Below are 19,578 nucleotides of genomic sequence, written 5' to 3' on the forward strand. Positions count from 1 at the left end.
ATAAGGCTCCCGCTAACAGACCCAGGTGCCGCCGAAGGGTTGGGCTGCCGCGCTGTGCCACCTTCAGCGGGACGCTGGAAGGCGAGACGTTCACGTCGTTCGCACGGCAACTGCCAGTGCCCGGTTTGCGGGACGGCATCGCGCTCCGGTTCGGGGACCCGAAGGATCGGAAACTGACGTCCGAGTCCTACCGCGCGTACGTCGCCAGAGGTGGCACTCTACTGACGCTGAAAGCCCGCAGCGAGACCTTCCCGACCGACGCCGCGTTCATCCAGTTCCTCAACACCGCAGTCGCTCGGCTCGACGCTGTTGACTAGTGGCGGCGCTCTATGTGAGGTCTGAGGGTGCCGTCGTAGGGGTTGGGTGGGAGGCCTTGGAGGAGGTCTGGTAGGTGGAAGGTTTGGAAGAGGGAGAGGTCGAAGAAGGCGACTGCGTGGATTATTGCGGTCGCGGTGAGGGTGAGGACCTGGATCTGGAAGGCGCGGTGGACGTTGTCCTTCGGGTCTCGCATGTAGACGGCGAAGGCGGGTAGGCCGTTGGCTTTCAGGGGGACGAGGTACTGGTCGCCGGGGCGTTCGGCTGGGCAGTGGGTGGAGATGAGGCGGCCGATGTCGCGGGCGCCGCGGAACCAGGAGGTGAACGGCGGCATCTCCCAGATCGCGTCGTCGGTGAAGAGCGTGACGATTGCGGGTACGTCGTACTGCTCGAACGCCGCGCGATACCGGGTCAGCAGAGCTTCGTCGGGTACGACGGTCGGCGCTGCGACGACCGGCACGGGACGTACGTCGCCCAGCAGGGTCGTGATGCGAGCAGTGGGCCAGCCCTCGATGTCGTGGAGGATGGTGGCGGCGCGCGAGAGCGGGGCGACGCGTTGGAGGGCGGCGACCAGGCCGAGGTCGATCGGGCGGCCGTCCATCAGGTGCTCGGGGATGGGCTCGAGCCAGAGGATCTCCGGGCTTTCCGAGAGTGCGCCCTCCGGATGCGCGCTGGGAGCGGCCAGGTCGGACGGAAGCGGACGGGTGCCGGCGCGAGCGAGACAGGCGAGAGTGGCATCCCCGTAGTTGGATACGCTGCCGGCGATCTCGACGGCGTCCGTGATGGAGCCGAGCATGCGGTAGCAGTGCGCGATCAACCCGGAGTCGTCCATACCTACTCCATCTGCGGTCAGTTCGGGGTGTGCTTCTGTTCGATGGCGTCGAGCAGCCAGGCAAGGCCTGGTTCGAAGCTGTCGGACTGGGCGGCGAACCCCTCGCGCAGGAGAGGGGCTATATGGGGGTGGTCGCCGCTTTCGGCGCGTTCGGTCAGGTAGGTGTTGACGGTCGTGGTCCACTCCCCGGCGGCGTTCGGATCCGTCGGTACGGCGCGGCGTTGGGCAGAGATGCGGGTGACGTATCCGACGGTGTAGTCGTTGACGGCTGTCGCGATGCTCCAAGCCTCGTCCGAGGTAACCGACAGCGGCGCCAGCGCGCGGATCCACTCGTCGAGGACGCGGAGCGTGTTCGGTCCCAGCTGGATGCGGTCGACCAGCAATTCGACCGACCACGGGTGCGCCAATCCCTGGTCCCTGGTACGCCGGGCAATCGCCTCGAGCGCACTGCGCCAGTCGTCGGGCAGATCCGCACCGAGCACGCTCTCCCCGGCGAGCTGGTCGAACATCAGGTCGAGCAGGTCGTCCTTGCTCGACAGGTGACCGTACAGACTCATCGGCCTGACGCTCAGCCCCGCCGCGACGCTGCGGATCGAGACGGCGTCGAGCCCGTCCCGGTCGGCGATCGCGATCGCCGCTTCCACGATGGACTCCCGGGTGAGCGTCCGCCGCCGCGGCTGGCGATCGTTCCGCGCCCAGACCGGTCCCGCGGGCTGGGGTTTGTCGTCAGCTGACGAGGGGAGCGCCATGTCGGGCATCGTACGACCCCGGTACGGCGACATCGAGCCGCCCGGTCACGGGACCTTCGCCGGCGGCGGCACCGGGTACCCGCCCGCGAAGGCATCGAACTCCGCAGCATCGAACTCCGCAGCATCCTCCGCGGCATCCGACTCCTTCTTCTCGGCAACGAAGAACAAACTGCCGATCACCACCAGGCACACCGCGATCGCCGCGAACAGCCACTGCCGCTCGATCCCCCCGCGCAGGTCGATCGTGCGAGCCGTCGCGACCGCCAGGATCCACAGCAACGACAACGGCATCAGCCGCGTCCAGCCGAAGTGCATGAACTGGTCGTACCGCAGCCGCGGCAACGACCCCCGCAGCCAGATGAACACGAAGATGAAGCACATCACCTTGCCCATGAACCACAGGACCGGCCAGTAGCCGCTGTCGGCGCCGTCCCAGAAGCTGATCGGCCAGGGCGCGTGCCAGCCGCCGAGGAACAGAGTGGTCGCCAGCGCCGACACCGTCGCCATGTTCACGTACTCCGCGAGGAAGAACAGCATGAACTTCGCCCCCGAGTACTCCGTGTGGAATCCGCCGACCAGCTCCCCCTCGGCCTCCGGCAGGTCGAACGGCGCGCGATTGGTCTCGCCGACCATCGAGATCACATAGACCACGAACGACGGCGCGAGGATCAGCCCGTACCAGATCCGGTCCTGCGCCGCGACGATCTGCGAGGTCGACATCGATCCGGCGTACAGGAAGACGGCGACGAACGAGAGGCCCATCGAGACCTCGTACGAGATCATCTGGGCGCTCGAGCGCAGCCCGCCGAGCAGCGAGTACGTCGACCCGGACGACCAGCCGCCCAGCACGATCCCGTAGATGCCGACCGATGCCATCGCGAGCACGAAGATCACGCCCACCGGCAGATCGGTCAGCTGCAACGGCGTGTGGGTGTCGCTCCACGGCAGCCGCGCCGTCGGCCCGAACGGGATCACCGACCAGGTCAGGAACGCCGGAACCACGACGATCAGCGGCGCGCACAGGAAGATCACCTTGTCGGCCGTCTTCGGGATCAGGTCCTCTTTCAGGATCAGCTTCATACCGTCGGCCAGTGACTGCAGCAGGCCGAACGGACCGTTGACGCTGGGACCGATCCGCTGCTGCATCCGCGCGACCACGCGACGCTCCGCCCAGATGTTGAAGAGCGTCAGCAGCATCAGGATCACGAAGATCAGGACCGCCTTGAGCAGCATGAGCCACCAGGCGTCGTGGCCGTACTGCGTCAGCCCGGGCATGAGAGATCACCTCGTCAACTCGACTCCCTTAACAGATACGGTGTATCAGTTAAGGGAGTCGAGTCGCAAGCCTGGTGAACGGTCAGCTGGTCGGCCACTCCCGCTGCTGGTGGTTCTCGAGGTGAGCCGCCAAGGCCAGCGCGGTCAGGTCCTGGTGGTGAGGCACGGCCAACTGAGCGCCGATGGGCAGGCCCGACGAGGACCAGCCGGCGTTGACGGTGGTCGCGGGGTGGTGAGACATGTTGTAGGGGACGGTGAAGGCGATGTGTTCGAACGGCTTGGAGGGGTCGTCGGTCGGATACGCGAGCTCGGCCGGGAACGCGGTGATCGGCGCGACCGGCGACAGGATCACGTCGTACGCCGTGAACACCCGCCCGACCGCAGCCGCCATCGCCCCCATCTGGCTGTAGCCGTGGAAGACGTCGAATCCGGTCAGATCGCCCGCCGTCGACACCCACTCCCGGATCTGAGGGAGGACCTTCGCGCGCCGCTCCTCAGGCAGGGCCGCGATGTCCGTAGCCGAGCGAATCCGCCAGAAGCGATCCAGTCCGTCGAGCATCTCGCGGGTGATGATCGGGTCGATCGGCTCGACCCGAGCGCCGGCCTTCTCGAGCTGATTCGCGGTCGACGAGACCGCCGCCGCGACCTCGGGATCGACGGGCAGGCCAAGGCCGGCGTCCAGCAACAGAGCGACCCGAAGGCCCTCGACCCCGATCTCGTAGCGGTCCGAGGCGGCCGGCAGCGACGTGTAGTCCCGCGGGTCGTACCCCGAGATCACCGACAAGGCCAGCGCCGCGTCGGCCGCCGTACGGGTGAGTGGTCCGATCGCCCTTCCAGGGTAGGGATTCCCGACCGGGACCCGCCCATGGGTGGGCTTGATGCCGACCAGCCCGCACCACCCCGCCGGCAGCCGGATCGAGCCGCCGATGTCGGTCCCGAGGTGGATCGGACCGTAGCCGGCGGCCGCAGCAGCCGCCGCACCCGCGCTCGACCCACCAGCAGTCTTGCTGACATCCCACGGATTGCGCGTCAGGTGATGGAACGTCGACACCCCCGACGAGAGCATCCCGTACTCCGGCATCGTGGTCTTGCTAAAGATCACCGCCCCGGCGTCCCGCAACCGCGCCGCAGCGGGCGCATCCTCCACGGCCGGGATCAGCTCCGTTGCCGCCGTCCCCTGCGGTACCGGCGTACCCCGAGTCGCGATGTTCTCCTTCACCGTGACCGGTACGCCGTCCAGCGCGCCCGCCGTACCGTCCCGCCAGCGGCGCTCCGATTCCTGGGCTGCTGCCCGCGCTCCCGCCGGATCCAGTGCATAGAGCGCGCAGATCCGAGGCTCGAGCTGTTCCACCCGAGCCAGCACGTCGTCGATCACCTCGACGGGTGACACCGAGCCGTCGCGGTACTTTGCCAGCAGTTCAACGGCTGTCAGGTCGGCGAGATTCATGCACACCCCTCAGTTCGGTGGGTCGAAGCGGCCGTCGACCGCGGTCCAGCCGCCGTCGACCGCGAGTACGCTCCCGGTCACGAAGCTCGCGGCGTCGGACGCGAGGTAGACCACCGCGCCCGCAAGCTCGCTCGGTTGGGCCCACCGACCGAGCGCGCCCTTCTGCGCATACGCGTCGTACCAGCCCTGATCGGCCTTGATCTGCGCGGTGAGCGGGGTCTCGACGACACCGGGTGCGATCGCGTTCGCCCGTACGCCGGACGGCCCGAGCTCGGCCGCCGCCGTACGCAACAACTGCACGAGCCCGGCCTTGGTTGCCGCATACACCGATTGCCCCGGCTCGACAGTCGTCCCGCGGATCGAGCTGAACCCGATGATGCTGCCGCTCCCCCGCTCCGCCATCCCCCTCCCGAACGCGCGGATCAGGTCGAACGACGCCCGCAGGTTCAGCGACACGACCCGGTCGAACTCCTCGCGGCTGTAGTCGAGGATCCGCTTCCGCACATTGGTCGCCGCCGTGAACACCAGCACCTCCACGGGATCCAGCTCGTCAACCGCCCGCGCGATCGCCGCGTCGTCGAGCACATCCAGCTCGTACGCCGTGAGGGCGCGGCCAGCCGTTTCAGTGGCAGCAGCAAGGTCCCGGTCCGCGCACGTGACCTGCGCGCCGTGCGCCGCCAGCGCCAGCGCGCTCTCCCGTCCGATCCCGCTCCCGGCGCCGATCACCAGCGCATGCTTACCGTCGAGCCGGAAGAGGTTGGCGTAATCCGTCATCCAGGGTCAACTCCTTCGACGTTGTGCACCAGAGCCGTACTGCGGAGCGCCCGCGATGCGGCACTGGTGCACAAAGTGGGGTTCATGGGCGTGGGCGGATGATGGCCATCCGGGTGGTGGTGAGTTCTTCGATGGCGAAGCGCGGGCCTTCTCGGCCGGTGCCGGAGTGTTTGACGCCGCCGTACGGCATCACATCGGAGCGGAATCCGGGGACGTCGTTGATCACGACTCCGCCGACGTCGAGGCGATCGATCGCGGCGAAGGCGGTGTCCAGCGAGGACGTGAAGACGCTCGCGTGCAGGCCGTACCGCGTCTCGTTCACGGCCCGCAGCGCGCTGTCGATATCCGGCACCGACCGCACCGCGATGACGGGGCCGAAAATCTCCTCGTCCCAAGCGGGCAGACCGTCCGGCACGTCGGTCAGCGCGATCGGCCCGAGCATCTCGCCGGGTGCTTCGTAAGCGATCGATGCGCCGGCCTGGACTGCGTCGCCGACCCACTCGCGAACGCGTGCGGTGGACGCGGGGTTGATCAGCGCGGACACCCGCGTCTCCGGATCTCGCGGGTCCCCGACCACGACGGTCGGGAGGCGAGCGCCGAGTTTCTCCAACAATGCTTCCCGAACGGACTCGACCGCGATCACGCGTTGGACCGAGATGCACGCCTGCCCGGACGCGTAGTACCCACCACGCACGATCGCATCGGCGGCCGCGTCGAGATCGGCGTCCTCGGCAACGACCAGCGCAGAGTTCGAGCCAAGCTCGAGCAGGACTTTGGTCGGAGCCGCATCACGCGCGATCCGATGACCGACCGCAGCGGATCCGGTGAACGAGACGGCACCGACGCGATCGTCCGTGGTGAGCGTCGCGCCGACGTCAGCCCCGCCGGTCACCAACTGCACCGCGCTCTCCGGCGCTCCCGCGTCGGCAAGCGCCGAGCGCATGAGATGCACCAGCCACAGCGTGGCGAGCGGCGTTTGCGGCGCGGGCTTCACGATGATCGGACAGCCCGCTGCGAACGCCGGCGCGAGCTTGTGTGCCGCGAGCAACAACGGGTAGTTGAACCCGGTAATCCCGACGACCACACCGATCGGCTTACGCACCCAGAAACCTTGCAACCCTTCGCCGCTCGGCAGCAGATCGAGCGGCACCGTCTCGCCATGCAGCCGAGCGACCTCCTCGGCCGACGTCTCCAGCGTGAGCAGGGTCCGATCGATCTCCATCCGGCAGTCGACCAGCGGCTTGCCGGTCTCGAGCACCAGCAGATCCACGAACTCGTTGCGCGCGGCAAGGACCGCGGAATGCACGCCCTGCAAGACTTTCCGGCGCAGGTACGACGGAAGCCGGCCGACCGTATCACGGACGGACAGGGCGTTGTCGAGCGCCGCCCGTGCCAGCTCGACGTCGCCGACCGGCGCGTCCGCGACCGTCGAACCGTCGTACGGGAAGATCACCGGAGCCGTGGCCGGCGCCTCGATCCAGGCCTCACCGATCGGCAGGCCGGCTGGGAACTTCACGCTGGATCTCCCTTCGCGAGCAGGTCGGATGTGGTCGCCCCGGAGAGGGCGCGCTGAAGCGTGGGGATGGCCGAGACGAGGCGTTGCGTGTACGGGTGCTGCGGGGCGGCGTACACGTCACCGGTGTAACCGGTCTCGACGATCTGGCCGGCGTTCATGACGGCCACGCGGTCGCAGACGTGCTTGATGACGGACAGGTCGTGCGAGACGAACACAAGCGTCAGGTTGAGCTCGTCGACCAGGTCGGAGATCAGGTTGAGGACCTGGGCGCGGACCGATACGTCGAGGGCGCTGACCGGCTCGTCCGCGATCAGGATGCGTGGACGGGGCGCGAGCGCCCGCGCGATCGAGATGCGCTGACGCTGGCCGCCGGAGAACTGATGCGGGTACCGGCCGCCGGCGTCCGCAGACAGGCCGACCGCCTCGAGCAGCTCGCGAACACGTTCGCCCGAGGCGGGATGGCCTTGGACGACGAGCGGCTCGGCGATGATGTCGCGGACACGCATCCGCGGGTCGAGCGAACTCATCGGGTCCTGGAAAACGAGTTGGAGGTTCTCGCGGAGGAAACGTAGCCGGCGATCGGACAACCGGGTGATATCGGTGCCTTCGACAATCACATTCCCCGACGTCGCGCGGTCGAGGGCCGCGATGATGCGCAGCAGCGTGGACTTGCCGCAGCCGGACTCGCCGACGATGCCGAATCGCTCGCCCTGCTTGACTTCCAGGCTCACACCACGCAGCGCATGGACGACTGGAGCCGGCTGGAACAACGAGGTCCGCGGCCGCGGGTAGTCGCGGACGAGATCGACGACCTGGATGGCGGTCGGCGTCTGGAGCTCGTGCGTCGTCGGGATGTGTTCAGGCATCGGTCACCCCCGCGGGGTGGTGGCAGGCGAAGCCCTCCGCCTCGTCGCCCGACCATGGCGGCGACTCTTCGCACAGGGCGGTGGCGTGGGCGCAGCGGGTACGGAAGACGCAGCCGGACGGGAACCTGCCCGCGGGTGGCACGTTGCCGGGGATCGTGGTGAGTCGACGGGACGTCGTGTCGAGGTCGGACGCCGCGAGCAGGCCTTCGGTGTAGCGGTGGCGTGGACGCGTGAACACGTCCACGACCGGCCCGGATTCGACGACGCGTCCGCCGTACATGACGAGCACGCGTTCGCAGACGGTCGCGACGACGGCCAGGTCGTGCGTGATGAAGAGGAGTGCGGACGACCGGTCCATGACGCCGCGGACGATCAGGTCGAGGACGAGGGCCTGGACGGTGACGTCGAGCGCGGTGGTCGGCTCGTCGCAGATCAGGAGGGACGGGTCGTTGGCCAGGGCGAGCGCCAGGACGACTCGTTGACGTTGCCCGCCGGAGAGTTGGTGCGGGTACGCGCGCAGGGTGTCGGTCGGGAGTTGCACGCGTTCGAGGAGCTCGGCCGCGGCGGCGCGGGCCGCGGACTTGGGCTTGGTCTTGTGGATCAGCATCGCTTCGGCGAGCTGGTCGCCGATCCGCATGGTCGGGTTGAGCGCGGTCATCGGCTCCTGGAAGACCATCGCGATGTCGCGGCCGCGGACCTGCGACATGCGGCGTTCGTCAGCGCCGATCAGCTCGTGGTCGACACCGTCGAGACGAACCGAGCCGCCGGCGTACACATCCTCGGGAAGCAGCCCGAGCACACTCAACGCCGTCAGCGACTTGCCCGACCCCGACTCCCCGATCAGCCCGACCCGCTCCCCCGCGCCGACGGTCAGGTCGACATCGGACACTAGCGCCGTGTCGCGAACTGTCACGGACAACCCGCGGACCGTCAGTACGTCGCTCATCGGCGGTCCTCCAGTTTCGGGTCGAAGCGATCGCGGAGGCCGTCGCCGAGGAGGTTGAAGCCGAGGACGGCGATGGCGATCGCGATGCCGGGGAAGATCGCCAGCCGCGGGGCGCTGAACAGGAACTCCTGGCTCTCCTGCAGCATCCGGCCCCACGATGGTGTCGGCGGCGGCGTGCCGTAGCCGAGGAACGAGAGCGCCGCCTCCGCGAGTACTGCGATCGCGAACGACACCGAGGCTTGCACGGTGATCAGGCTGGTCACATTCGGCAGCACGTGCCGGACCGCGATCGGCAACGGTCGTCGTCCGGCGGCGCGGGCCGCGAGTACGTACTCCGTCCGCATCACCTGCAGCGCGCCGCTGCGGATCACGCGCGCGAAGCTCGGCACCGAAGCGATGCCGATGGCAATCATCGCCGTCAGCGTGCTCGCCCCGAACACCGCGCCGAACATGATTGCCAACAGCAACGCCGGGAACGCGAGCAGCAGGTCGTTCGCGCGCATGATGGCCTCGCTCGGCCACCGCCGGACCATCGCCGCCAGGATCCCGAGCGGTACGCCGATGACTGCGGCGACGCCGACCGCGACCACGCCGACGAACAGCGTCGTCCGCGAGCCGACCATGATCTGGCTGAGCACGTCCCGCCCGAACTTGTCGGTGCCGAACCAGTGCGACCACGACGGCTCCAGCAACCGGGACGCGGGCGTGACGAGCGTGGCGTCGTACGGGGTCCAGACGAAGGAGATCAGCGCCATCAGGACGATGACGCCGACGATCACGCCGCCGACGACGAGGCTCGGGTTGAGGCGCTTCATGACGCCGTCCTCAGGCGCGGGTCGAGGGCGACGTACAGGAGGTCGACGATGAAGTTGACCAGCAGTACGGCCAGGACGAGGACCATGACTACGTCTTGGACCAGGAGAAGGTCGCGGTTCGAGACGCCGTCGAGGAGGAGGCTTCCTAGCCCGGGGATGACGAAGACTCGTTCGACGACGACTGCGCCGATGAGGAGCGTCGCGAGCTGGAGGCCCAGGACTGTTACGACAGGGACGGCGGCATTGCGGAGGCCGTGTCGCCACAACGCCTGGAACGGCCGGAGCCCCTTCGCCCGCGCGGTCCGCAGGTAGTCCTCACGCAAGACGTCGAGGACTGCGCTGCGAACGTAGCGCGTGAGGACTGCGCCTTGGACGAGGCCGAGCGCGAGGGCCGGGAGGATCAGCTGCTTGAGGAACATCCCGGGGTCTTGTGCGGGCGGGGTCCAGCCGTTCGCGGGTAGCCAGCCGAGCTTGACCGCGAACACGACGATCAGCAGGATCCCGGCCAGGAACGCCGGTACGGCGACGCCGACCTGGGAGACCGCGGAGAGCGCGAGGCCGGACAGCTTGCGATGCCGCGCAGCCATCAGCGTCCCGGCCGGCACAGCGACCACCAGCGCGATGATCATGCCGGCGACGACCAGCCACAGCGTCACCTGCAGGCGGTCGAACACCTGCGGCCCGATCGCAACCTTCGACACGTACGACGTACCGAGGTCGCCGTGGAGCAGTCCGCCCAGCCAGTCGAAGTACTGCGTCGGCAGCGGGCGATCGAGGCCGAACTGCTGCCGCAGCTCCGCCACCGCCTGATCAGATGCGTTCACGCCCAGCGCAACCCGAGCCGGGTCGCCGGGCAGCACCGCCATGAACGCGAACACCAGCACCGAGCTCACCGCAAGACTGACCAAGAACACGCCGGTGCGCTCGATCAGGCGGAGAATCATCGGGCGAGCTTGGAGAGATCGAAGTTCTCGGTGATGGCGTTGGTCGGCAGGCCCTTGATGTTCTTGTCGGCGACGATCAGGTTCGGCAGCAGGAACAGCCAGTCGCCCGCAGCCTGCTCCGACAGCCGGCGCGCCGCCTTCTTCATGTTGTCGACCTGCGCGGCCTCGTCACCGGAGTCCGCGGCGGCGAGATAGCCCTGCAAGGTCGGATCGTCGTACCGCGTGTAGTACTTCGCGTTGAAGACCGCGCCGAGGTCACGCGGCTCGACGTGGGCGATGATCGACATGTCGTAGTCGGCGTTCTTGAAGACCGTGGTCAGCCAGGCCGCCGGGAACTCGAGCTGGTCGATCTGCACCTTCAGCCCGGCCTGCTCCAGCATGCTCTTCACGACCTGGCCGCAGGACGTTGCGTACGGCAACGTCGGCAGCCGCAGCCGCAGCGTCTTGCCGGCCGCGCCCGATGCCTGCAGCAACGACTTCGCCTTGGCCAGGTCGAACGGCGCGACGCCGGTGAGGTCCTCGTACCACGGGTCGGTCGGCGGGACCATGCTGCCGATCAGCTTGCCGCGACCGGCCCAGCACGTGTCGAGCAGTGCCTTGTGGTCGATCGCCATCCGGATCGCCTGACGGGTCCGGAGGTCCTTGAACACCGGGCGCGAGTTGTTGAACGAGAGCAGCACCTCGCCGTTCGTCGTACCTTCGATCACCTGGTACTTGTCGTTGCTGGTGAACTGGCTCAACGCCTCCGGCGCCTGGACCGTGCCGATCACGTTGATCGTGCTGGTCAGCAGCGCGTTGTTGAGCGCGGTCGCGTCCTTGAAGTACTTCAGCGTGATCTGCTGGAAGAACGGCTTGCTGCCCCAGTAGTCGTCGTTGCGGACCATGACGATCGAGTCGCCGCGGTTCCACTTCGAGAACTTGAACGGGCCGGTGCCGACCGGGTCGGTCGCCAGCGCGCTGACGCCGCTCTCGGAGAACATCGCGCCGATCCGGGTGGTCATCCGGAACAGCCAGTCGTTGCTCGGCTTGGCCAGCGTGACCTGCAACTGGGTCGGGGACAACGCCTTCGAGGACGCGACGACGTCCATCGCTGCCTTCAGCGAGATCGTCCACGCCGTCTTCACCCGGTTGATGCTGAACACCGCGTCGTTCGCGGTGAACTGCTTGCCGTTGGTGAACTTCGCGTTGTCGACCAGGTCGAACGTGTAGGTCTTGCGGTCCGGCGAGACCGTCCACGACTTCGCCAGCGACGGCACGATCTTGCCGGAGTCGTCCTGCTTCACCAGCGTCTCGTACACATTGCCGAGCAGCGCCTGCGGAATCGCGGCGCCGTCGGTGGTGGTGAAGTCCAGGCTGGCCGGCTCCGCGACCAGGCCGATCGACAGCTTCTGGTCCCCGCCGGGCGAGCTGCCGGACCCGCCGCCCGACGTACTCGAACCTGCTGAGCAGGCGGTCAGGGCCAGCACCGCCGCGGAGGCGACGAACGCGACCGCCCGAATGCGAAACGACGACTTCACGCCAACTCCTTTAGAGGCAGTACCACTACTGCGACTACTCCGGTTACTGGTCCGACCAGTGGACTAGGTATCACTGGGCCACTAGATTTGTCCCTGCTCAAGTGCCTGTCAAGCGACTAGGGGGTGCGCCGGATGACAACTGGACCGAAGTTCAGCCCGGTACAGCCCGTGCGCGCGTACGAACGGATCGTCGAACAGGTCGAGGACGCGCTGGCCAGCGGCGACCTGGTCCCGGGTCAACGGCTGCCGAGCGAGCGCGAGCTGGTCGCGCAGTTCGCAGTCAGCCGCTCGACCGTCCGCGAAGCGCTGCGGGTGCTGGAGAGCAACGGCGTGGTCCGCTCCCGCCCCGGCGACCCGAACGGGCCGGAGATCCTGCCGTTCTCGCAGTCCGCGCTCCGCAAGCAGATGGTCCGCCTGGCCCGGGTCGACGAGCTGACCCTGAGCGAGCTCATCGGGTTCCGGATGATCATGGACGGCGCCGCGATCCAGGTCGCCTCCAGGTTGCGTACGCCGGAAGAGCTCGACGAGCTGGAGGAGACGCTCGTCGCGATGCGCGCCGCGATCGACGTCGACTTCGACGCGTTCAGCCAGGCCGATCTCGCCTTCCACGAGCTGATTGCGCGGATCAGCCGCAACTCGCTGATCCAGACCTGCAACGAGGTCGTCCGCGGCGTCGTACTCAGCCTGATCTCCGACAAGATCTCCCACGCGCCGAACAGCCGCGCCCTGATGCTCGAGTCCCTGCACCACCACGCCGACGTCGTCGACGCGATCCGCACCGGCAACGGCCACGCCGCCGCCCGCCTGGCCCGCCAGAACATGTACGACTACTACGGCGGGTACGTGCCCGACTCCGAGCAGGAAACGTTGCGCGCGCTCGTAGAGGACTGAGCAAGTCCCATGGCATTCTGACGGGACCAGTTCATGGGTGGGGGGCACCGCGTGAGCAAACCTGCGATTCTGAGTGTCGACGACGACCCGATGGTTTCGGCGGCAATTTCCCGTGACTTGCGCCGTCGGTACGGCGACGACTACCTCGTCGTGCGCGCAACCTCGGGCGACCAAGCGCTGGCCGCGCTGACGAAGCTGGCCCTGCGCAACCAGCCGATCGCGCTGATCGCCACCGACCAGCGGATGCCAGGCATGACCGGTATCGAGCTGCTCGAACGCGCCCGCGTACACGCACCGAGCGCGAAGTACCTGCTGCTCACCGCGTACGCCGACACCGAGGTGGCCATCCGGGCGATCAATGACATCGGCCTCGACTACTACCTGCTGAAGCCGTGGGATCCGCCCGAGGATCAACTGTTTCCAGTCGTCGACGACCTGCTCGGCGACTGGCAACACGCCAACCCCGACCACGTCTCGGATATCCGTGTCGTCGGCAACCGCTGGTCGGACCGGTCGCACGACATCAAGACGTTCCTGGCCCGCAACCACGTGCCGTACCGCTGGTACGACATCGAACGCGACCCGGAAGCCGAACGCCTGAAGGACCTGGCCGATGCCTCCGACAACGATCTCCCGCTGGTCCTGATCCCGGAGAGCGACACCCTCCGCTCCCCCAGCACTCTCGACCTCGCGTCGGCGCTCGGCCTGCGCACGCGAGCCGAGCAACCGCTGTACGACGTCTGCATCGTCGGCGGCGGACCCGCGGGACTCGCGGCCGGCGTCTACGCCGCGTCCGAAGGCCTGAGCACCGTGATCGTCGAACGCGAAGCGCCCGGCGGTCAGGCCGGACTCAGCGCCGCGATCGAGAACTACCTCGGCTTCCCGCGCGGACTCACCGGCTCGGACCTCGCGCAGCGGGCGGTCGCGCAAGCATCCCGCTTCGGCGCCGAGATGGTGCTCGCGCGTTCGGTAGTCGGGTTCGAGTCGCGCGGCCCCGTCCACGCCGTCCTGCTCGAAGGATCCGGTGAGATCGAGGCTCGCGCGCTGATCGTCGCGACCGGCGTCTCGTACCGCAGTCTCGACGTCGACGGCCTCGCTGACCTCACCGGCCGCGGTGTGTACTACGGCGCGACCGCCAGCGAGGCCAGCCAGGTCCAGGACGACGAGGTGTACGTCGTCGGCGCGGCGAACTCGGCCGGTCAAGCGGCTCTCAACCTCTCGCGCTACGCCAAGCGGATCGTGCTCCTCGTCCGCGGCGAGTCGCTCGAGAGTTCGATGTCGCGGTACCTGATCGACAAGATCACCAACGCGCCGAACATCGAAGTACGGTGCCGGACCGAGGTGGTCGGCTGCCGCGGCGACGGTCACCTCGAGGGTCTGACCTTGGCCGACCGCAACTCCGGTCGCGTCGACGAGGTGCTGGCCAGTTGGTTGTTCATCTTCGTCGGAGCGATCCCGCGGACCGATTGGCTCGGCGATTCCGTCGTACGCGACGAGAAGGGCTTCGTGGTGACCGGGCCCGACGTGGTCGCCTTCGATCGGTGGGCGTTGCCGAGACCGCCGTACGCATTGGAGACCAGCGTGCCCGGGGTCTTCGCCGCCGGCGACGTACGGCTGGACTCGATGAAACGGGTGGCCTCGGCGGTCGGCGAAGGCGCCATGTCGATCTATCTCGTCCACCGCTACCTTGCGACCGTCTGATGCGCGCCGAGGATCTGCGGGACATCCCGCTGTTCGCCGGGCTGACCGACGCGCAGCTGGACGAGCTGATCGACGGCAGCAGCGAGGTCGCGATCGAGCTCGGCTCCGACCTGTTCCACGAAGGTGAGCCCGCGGACTTCTGGTGGGTGCTGGTCGACGGCGTGATCGCGCTGCACCGCAAGATCGGCCGCGAGGACACCGTGATGGGCAAGATGGACGTCCCGGGACGCTGGGCCGGCGGGTTCCGCGCCTGGGACGAACACGGCGTCTACCTCGCCAGCGGCCGCGGCCTCGCCGAGGGCCGGGTACTGCGGGTGCCGACCGACGTACTGCGGGAGCGGATCGACGTGTGGTTCCCGCTCGCCGGGCATCTGATCAGGGGCGTGTACGGGACCGCGCGGGCGATCGAGTCGACGGCCCGGCAGCGGGAGTCGCTGATCACGCTCGGCACGCTCGCGGCCGGGTTGGCGCACGAGATCAACAACCCCGCCGCGGCCGCGACCCGTTCGGTCAGCGCGCTCGACACCGCGTGCGTCACGCTGCTGTCGGCGCTCCGCCGGCTCGCCGAGGGCGACGTGACGGCCGTGCAGTTCGGTGCGCTCGACGAGCTGCGGCTCGAGCTCGCCTCCGGTACGGCGGCACCGGATCCGGTCGATCTGGCCGATGACGAGAACACGATCTCGGACTGGCTCGGCGATCACGGCGTCACCCAGGACTGGCTCATCGCGCCGCCGCTGGCCGCCGCGGGCGCCGGCGTCGAGTGGTGCGAACGCGCGGCCGACGTACTCGGAGATGCGCTGGAGCCCGGTCTCGAATGGGTCGCCAGCACGCTCTCCGCGGCGACGTTGATCGGTGAGGTGAAGGAGTCGACGCGGCGGATCACCGAGCTGGTGGCGGCGGTCCGCTCCTACTCGCAGATGGACCGCGGTTCGATCCAGACCATCGACGTGACCGAGGGCATCGAGAGCACGCTGGTCATGCTCGGGCACAAGCTGCGCGGCGGCGTCGAGGTGATCCGCGAGTACGGCGCCGACGTACCGCGGATCGACGCCTTCGCGGGCGAACTCAACCAGGTGTGGACGAACCTGATCGACAACGCGGTCGACGCGATGGACGGCGCCGGCACGTTGCGGATCATGACGCGGATCGACGGCGACCGGATCGTGGTCGAGTTCACCGACACCGGTCGCGGCATGCCGACGGAGGTCGCGGCGCGCGCGTTCGAGCCGTTCTACACGACCAAGGACGTCGGCAAGGGCACTGGCCTAGGCCTCGATATCGCCCAGCGGATCGTCGCCGAACACCACGGCGGCACGATCACCATCACGTCGCAGCCCGGTCAGACCACGCTCCAGGTGCGGTTGCCGCGGCAGCCCAGCCCGGCTGGTTAATTCGTACCGAACGACAGGAGTGGTGGCGGTGCGCGCCATGACGCCGCGGAGCCGCCCGCTCCGGCGTGAACTACGTCCTGTCGTTCGGTACGGGTCCTCCTCAGGTGTCGTGCTCGAGAATCCGGACCCGCGGCACCTTCAGCAGCTTGCGGGCCTTGGCGGACCAGTCGGAGCAGACGAACCGGGCCGCGGTCTCCGGCCAGGCGACCACCACGACCTCCTGGCTACCGGTGCTCTTCACCATCTGCATCAGCGCGAGCATGATCTCGCCGTGCGTGATGGAGACGTGGACCTGGTACCCGCTCGCGGCCCGGAGGCGGCGCGAACTGTGTTCGATCACCGACGCGAGGTCGACGGCCGGGTCCGCCAGGGTGGCCGTCGGTGTTCGGCTCGGAGCGGCCACCGGACCGACCCGCGCCGACGGACCGATCGCCGAGCCGACCACGGCCGCGCCACCGGTCATACCGGCCACGTCCGCGAACGTCGAACCCAGCAGCGCCATCGGCCCGCCGAATCCGCTGTCCGGATGGCTGGAGACCAGCAGGTGGTAATCAATGGCTTCTTCATGTCGTGCGTACAGGGCGGCAACGCGGCGCGCGTCGCCCTCGCTCATCTCCCGCTCGATGAGCACCACCACGTCGTACGTCATTCGTGGCTCCCTTCGCGTCAATTCCGTTGTACTCCTGCACCGGAGCGCGCCAAAGCGACACCCCCGCCTCCGTCACGGAACTGTCAACTATTTCTCAGGCCCTTGCCAGACTCGCCCGAGCGCAGGGGCCGCATCTCAGCGGGGTCTCCGGCCGGGCGCACGCTGCGGGTCTCAGACCGGGCGTAGGGTCGCGCGGGCGCGAGTGTCCGGAGCCAGGACGGCGAGCAGGTGCGGCGCGTCGATCAGGGACACGCTCGCGTGGTCGAGCAAGCGCGGGTGCAGCGCATACACCTCGGCACCGGATCGCGGGGTGACATCACCGGCTAGGACCGCGACGAAATCCGCCCGGTCGGCGGCGTCCTCGTCCCACCGCCGGTCAGGCTCCAACCGAGCCGTGACCCGCCGCGCGAACGTCGCGAGCTCCTCGGACGGCTCCCGCCGGTACCCGACGACCGATCCGTCGGCGCACCGGACCGCGATCTCGTCGGCCCGCGCGGCCGCGTGCCAGCAGCAGACCTCCCACAGGCTGACCCGATCGCCCGACCCGTGCACCTCTTCCAGCGTCGCAGCCATCAGCCCGAGCCGACCGCCGTACTTCGCGACGTTGTGACCGTATCCGGCCGCGCCGAGGTTCACGTCGTACCAGCGCAGCTCCTTGGTGTGCAGGTCGACGCCGAACGGCATCAGGATCTTCGCCGGCCCGGACAGGTCGAACCGATCCTCGACCGCGGCCGGGTCGAACAGGCCGTTCGGTTGCCGCATCACCCCAACGAACCCGCGCTCCAACTGATCGAAACCTACGTCGTTGTAGCTGAACACGACCGGCAGCACGTACCGCCCGTCGACCCGGCGCACCGCGCGCAGATCGATATCCACGAACTCCGTCGACCCCTGCGGAGCCGGCGCCGACGTCAGGTCGCCGGAGTGCACCAACGCGTCCTGGTCGAACCGCAGCCGCGTGTAATCGCACAGCCCGACGAAGGCCCACTCCTCGTCGAACACCGCTACGGACAGATCGAGATCGACCCGCCGACCGGCCGGCTCGACCCAGTGCAGGAACAGCCGCAGCAGCTCGTCCTGCGGGATCGGCACCGCACTCCCCCGCGTCATCCGCAGCAGGCTCGACGACGCGCCCCGCTCCGAATCGGGCGCCGTCAGCCGGGTCAGCTCCTCGTCGAGGAACGCCCGCCGCCACCGCGGCAAATCCGTTGCCCGACGCAACATTTCACCGGTGAGGACGGCGGACAGCTCCATGGCCAGCTCACTCGGCAACGGCTCGCGCTCGTCGACCGACGTCCAGATCCGGGCCGTCCCACCGCGCGGGAAGAACAGCCGCAGATCGCCCGGCGGAGTCCGGACCTGACCGAGCGCGGCTGTGATCACGACTGGCGAGACGTCCGACACCGCGGTCGTCAACGCCTCGACGAGAACCGCGTGCTGGTCGGGCGGAAGCACGCGCGCCAAGTGCACCAAGCGGCGCACCAACTCGCCTGGACGTTCACGCAGCAGATCAAGCGCCTGCTCTGGCCGGCCATGCGCGAAGGCGCCCTCGACCCGCGCGGCGAACGTGCTCATCACGAGCCGCCCGTCCTCGACGCGAATCAGCGGATGCTGCGCGGCCTCACTCGCCACCGCCCGCCCCGCCGGGGTCGCGAGGTCCAGATCGGTACGACGAAGGATCGCGAACGCGAGCGCCGCCACCGGGAAGCGGGTCGCGAACTCGAACGGGTGCAGATTCTCCGCGATCCGCTTCCAGGCCCGCTCGTGGCGCAACAGATCCTCGGTCAGCGTCAGCACCGGCAGCCGGTCCAGCCGTTGCAGCACGAGCCTTCGTGTTGCCCGCGGCAACGACTTCCGCCGGGCCGGCGGTGTCCGCAGCCCGGGGTCGGCGTCCATCAGCGCATAGATCAGGCGCAGTACGTCGGTCGCAGTGTCGGTGCGATCGATCAGCTCCGGATCGTCGCCGAGGAAGTGCGCGATGACGAGCGCCCAGGTCTCGCGGACCGGGATCTCGTCCGGCAGCCACGACGGATCGGCTCCGTCGAGCAGCGCCAGCAGGTCAGCTCGATCCGTCGCCGAGAGCGGAGCGCGCCGTGCGAGCAGGGACTCAACTGTCTCGCGGGCCGAGTCATCCGTTGCGACCGAGAGCAGGCGAAGGCGCTCCGAACGGACGTGCGCCGGCTGCTCCTCGTCGAACGACGGCTTGAGGAACGGGTCCTTGCGATCGATCCGCCGCAGGCAGAGCGGGCACGCGCTGAAGTCCGACCCGTCCCAGCACGTCCGGCAGACCAGATGGGCACACGGCGAGACCGGATGCACTGCCTTGGTGTCGCCGCAAAGCACGCAGGGCTGGTCAGGCTCCTGGAGGAGACGAGCGAAGACCCTGTTGATGTAGAAGGTCTCGGTGTTGCCCGGCACGCTCTCCGGGAAGCCACGGAACAACGGCGTGTGGTGGACGTCGTGCCCGGACTCCGCATCGAGCAGGTCGAGCAGTGCACTGCCGAAACCGGCAAGTGCGGGCGCGGACAGCGAGGCGCAGTACCGATAGAGGCCGACGGACAGCAGGAGGCCCCGCTGGATCAGGTCGGCCTGCAGCGCGGACAGTCCGGTCTGGATCGTGAGCGGACGGCGGAGCCATTGCCAAGCCGTACGACGAACCGCCGGGGTCAGCGTGGTGACGTCGACGAGCCGGCGGCGGCGCAGCAGGACCTGCGCTGATTCTTCCGGCATGGCGTCTCCCCCGGCTGGCGTCCTGTGATGCTGCGTCCTTTGATGACGGCGCCAGGGGCGGAGAGTGGACGCGCTACTTGGCCTGGTGAAGGAGAAGGAAGCACGTCCAGGAGCCGCCCCTGGCACTGAGAACGCTATAGGGCCCCACCGACAGTTTCGGGCTCGCACCGGACAACACCGGCCCCACAAAGAAGAGCTCCGGTAACAGGGTCGGGGCCGC

17 protein-coding genes are annotated in these 19,578 nt (G+C 68.4%); 4 read left to right on the forward strand and 13 right to left on the reverse strand.

Annotated elements, in window-relative coordinates; genetic code table 11:
• Positions 1 to 116 precede the first annotated feature (116 nt).
• Entirely contained in the window at positions 117 to 317 is a 201-nt protein-coding gene (locus EV645_RS01980; RefSeq protein WP_130439118.1) for a hypothetical protein, read from the forward strand.
• Here EV645_RS01980 and EV645_RS01985 read toward each other — a convergent pair.
• The 11 genes from EV645_RS01985 to EV645_RS02035 form a co-directional block, all read right to left on the reverse strand.
• Positions 314 to 1,147: a sigma-70 family RNA polymerase sigma factor family protein gene (locus EV645_RS01985; protein WP_130439120.1), complete on the reverse strand. Its 834-nt coding sequence runs from the start codon at positions 1,145 to 1,147 to the stop codon at positions 314 to 316. The two genes, EV645_RS01980 and EV645_RS01985, sit on opposite strands and share 4 nt — an antisense overlap.
• 17 nt (positions 1,148 to 1,164) lie before the next feature.
• The gene (locus EV645_RS01990; protein ID WP_198681421.1) at positions 1,165 to 1,896 is read right to left on the reverse strand and encodes a TetR/AcrR family transcriptional regulator; all 732 of its coding nucleotides are present in this window, start codon (positions 1,894 to 1,896) and stop codon (positions 1,165 to 1,167) included.
• Between the two features lie 45 nt (positions 1,897 to 1,941).
• Positions 1,942 to 3,171: an NADH-quinone oxidoreductase subunit NuoH gene (nuoH, locus tag EV645_RS01995; RefSeq protein ID WP_130439124.1), complete on the reverse strand. Its 1,230-nt coding sequence runs from the start codon at positions 3,169 to 3,171 to the stop codon at positions 1,942 to 1,944.
• An 82-nt stretch (positions 3,172 to 3,253) separates the two neighbouring features.
• On the reverse strand, positions 3,254 to 4,618 hold the full coding sequence (locus EV645_RS02000; protein ID WP_242000148.1) for an amidase: 1,365 nt from the start codon (positions 4,616 to 4,618) through the stop codon (positions 3,254 to 3,256).
• A gap of 9 nt (positions 4,619 to 4,627) precedes the next feature.
• Positions 4,628 to 5,392, reverse strand: a complete 765-nt coding sequence (locus EV645_RS02005) for an SDR family NAD(P)-dependent oxidoreductase (RefSeq protein ID WP_130439128.1) — start codon at positions 5,390 to 5,392, stop codon at positions 4,628 to 4,630.
• Between the two features lie 82 nt (positions 5,393 to 5,474).
• Positions 5,475 to 6,908 carry an aldehyde dehydrogenase family protein gene (locus EV645_RS02010; RefSeq protein ID WP_130439130.1) on the reverse strand — a complete coding sequence of 478 codons (1,434 nt, stop codon included), beginning with the start codon at positions 6,906 to 6,908 and terminating at the stop codon, positions 5,475 to 5,477.
• Positions 6,905 to 7,774, reverse strand: a complete 870-nt coding sequence (locus tag EV645_RS02015) for an ATP-binding cassette domain-containing protein (RefSeq protein WP_130439132.1) — start codon at positions 7,772 to 7,774, stop codon at positions 6,905 to 6,907. The genes EV645_RS02010 and EV645_RS02015 overlap by 4 nt, the downstream gene beginning before the upstream one ends.
• Positions 7,767 to 8,720 carry an ABC transporter ATP-binding protein gene (locus tag EV645_RS02020; RefSeq protein ID WP_130439133.1) on the reverse strand — a complete coding sequence of 318 codons (954 nt, stop codon included), beginning with the start codon at positions 8,718 to 8,720 and terminating at the stop codon, positions 7,767 to 7,769. The genes EV645_RS02015 and EV645_RS02020 overlap by 8 nt, the downstream gene beginning before the upstream one ends.
• Complete coding sequence (locus tag EV645_RS02025) at positions 8,717 to 9,535, reverse strand: ABC transporter permease (RefSeq protein WP_130439135.1); 819 nt, start codon at positions 9,533 to 9,535, stop codon at positions 8,717 to 8,719. The genes EV645_RS02020 and EV645_RS02025 overlap by 4 nt, the downstream gene beginning before the upstream one ends.
• Complete coding sequence (locus EV645_RS02030; RefSeq protein ID WP_130439137.1) at positions 9,532 to 10,479, reverse strand: ABC transporter permease; 948 nt, start codon at positions 10,477 to 10,479, stop codon at positions 9,532 to 9,534. Before EV645_RS02030 ends, EV645_RS02025 begins: the two co-directional genes overlap by 4 nt.
• Positions 10,476 to 11,996 carry an ABC transporter substrate-binding protein gene (locus tag EV645_RS02035; protein ID WP_242000149.1) on the reverse strand — a complete coding sequence of 507 codons (1,521 nt, stop codon included), beginning with the start codon at positions 11,994 to 11,996 and terminating at the stop codon, positions 10,476 to 10,478. The genes EV645_RS02030 and EV645_RS02035 overlap by 4 nt, the downstream gene beginning before the upstream one ends.
• A gap of 132 nt (positions 11,997 to 12,128) precedes the next feature.
• Here EV645_RS02035 and EV645_RS02040 point away from each other — a divergent pair, with 132 nt between their 5' ends.
• The 3 genes from EV645_RS02040 to EV645_RS02050 are packed head-to-tail and all read left to right on the forward strand — an operon-like array spanning position 12,129 to position 15,979.
• A complete protein-coding gene (locus EV645_RS02040) occupies positions 12,129 to 12,887 on the forward strand; it encodes a FadR/GntR family transcriptional regulator (protein ID WP_130439139.1) in 759 nt (252 codons plus the stop codon).
• Positions 12,888 to 12,938: 51 nt separating this feature from the next.
• On the forward strand, positions 12,939 to 14,588 hold the full coding sequence (locus tag EV645_RS02045; RefSeq protein ID WP_130439141.1) for an NAD(P)/FAD-dependent oxidoreductase: 1,650 nt from the start codon (positions 12,939 to 12,941) through the stop codon (positions 14,586 to 14,588).
• The gene (locus tag EV645_RS02050; RefSeq protein ID WP_130439143.1) at positions 14,588 to 15,979 is read left to right on the forward strand and encodes a sensor histidine kinase; all 1,392 of its coding nucleotides are present in this window, start codon (positions 14,588 to 14,590) and stop codon (positions 15,977 to 15,979) included. The genes EV645_RS02045 and EV645_RS02050 overlap by 1 nt, the downstream gene beginning before the upstream one ends.
• Positions 15,980 to 16,079: 100 nt before the next feature.
• Here the strand turns inward: EV645_RS02050 and EV645_RS02055 are convergent, their stop codons facing one another.
• Positions 16,080 to 16,628: a hypothetical protein gene (locus EV645_RS02055; protein WP_130439145.1), complete on the reverse strand. Its 549-nt coding sequence runs from the start codon at positions 16,626 to 16,628 to the stop codon at positions 16,080 to 16,082.
• A 171-nt stretch (positions 16,629 to 16,799) separates the two neighbouring features.
• On the reverse strand, positions 16,800 to 19,358 hold the full coding sequence (locus EV645_RS02060; RefSeq protein WP_130439147.1) for an MXAN_6230/SCO0854 family RING domain-containing protein: 2,559 nt from the start codon (positions 19,356 to 19,358) through the stop codon (positions 16,800 to 16,802).
• Between the last annotated feature and the right edge of the window lie 220 nt (positions 19,359 to 19,578).

The sequence above is a fragment of the Kribbella rubisoli genome (genome assembly GCF_004217145.1).
In the GTDB taxonomy this organism is placed as follows: Bacteria; Actinomycetota; Actinomycetes; order Propionibacteriales; family Kribbellaceae; genus Kribbella; species Kribbella rubisoli.

Excerpts from the sequence above, each read along its gene's own strand:
- EV645_RS01985 (WP_130439120.1), bottom strand. The coding sequence starts at position 1,147 with ATGGACGACTCCGGGTTGATCGCGCACTGCTACCGCATGCTCGGCTCC.
- EV645_RS01990 (WP_198681421.1), bottom strand. The coding sequence starts at position 1,896 with ATGGCGCTCCCCTCGTCAGCTGACGACAAACCCCAGCCCGCGGGACCG.
- nuoH (WP_130439124.1), bottom strand. The coding sequence starts at position 3,171 with ATGCCCGGGCTGACGCAGTACGGCCACGACGCCTGGTGGCTCATGCTG.
- EV645_RS02000 (WP_242000148.1), bottom strand. The coding sequence starts at position 4,618 with ATGAATCTCGCCGACCTGACAGCCGTTGAACTGCTGGCAAAGTACCGC.
- EV645_RS02005 (WP_130439128.1), bottom strand. The coding sequence starts at position 5,392 with ATGACGGATTACGCCAACCTCTTCCGGCTCGACGGTAAGCATGCGCTG.
- EV645_RS02015 (WP_130439132.1), bottom strand. The coding sequence starts at position 7,774 with ATGCCTGAACACATCCCGACGACGCACGAGCTCCAGACGCCGACCGCC.
- EV645_RS02020 (WP_130439133.1), bottom strand. The coding sequence starts at position 8,720 with ATGAGCGACGTACTGACGGTCCGCGGGTTGTCCGTGACAGTTCGCGAC.
- EV645_RS02025 (WP_130439135.1), bottom strand. The coding sequence starts at position 9,535 with ATGAAGCGCCTCAACCCGAGCCTCGTCGTCGGCGGCGTGATCGTCGGC.
- EV645_RS02030 (WP_130439137.1), bottom strand. The coding sequence starts at position 10,479 with ATGATTCTCCGCCTGATCGAGCGCACCGGCGTGTTCTTGGTCAGTCTT.
- EV645_RS02040 (WP_130439139.1), top strand. The coding sequence starts at position 12,129 with ATGACAACTGGACCGAAGTTCAGCCCGGTACAGCCCGTGCGCGCGTAC.
- EV645_RS02050 (WP_130439143.1), top strand. The coding sequence starts at position 14,588 with ATGCGCGCCGAGGATCTGCGGGACATCCCGCTGTTCGCCGGGCTGACC.
- EV645_RS02055 (WP_130439145.1), bottom strand. The coding sequence starts at position 16,628 with ATGACGTACGACGTGGTGGTGCTCATCGAGCGGGAGATGAGCGAGGGC.
- EV645_RS02060 (WP_130439147.1), bottom strand. The coding sequence starts at position 19,358 with ATGCCGGAAGAATCAGCGCAGGTCCTGCTGCGCCGCCGCCGGCTCGTC.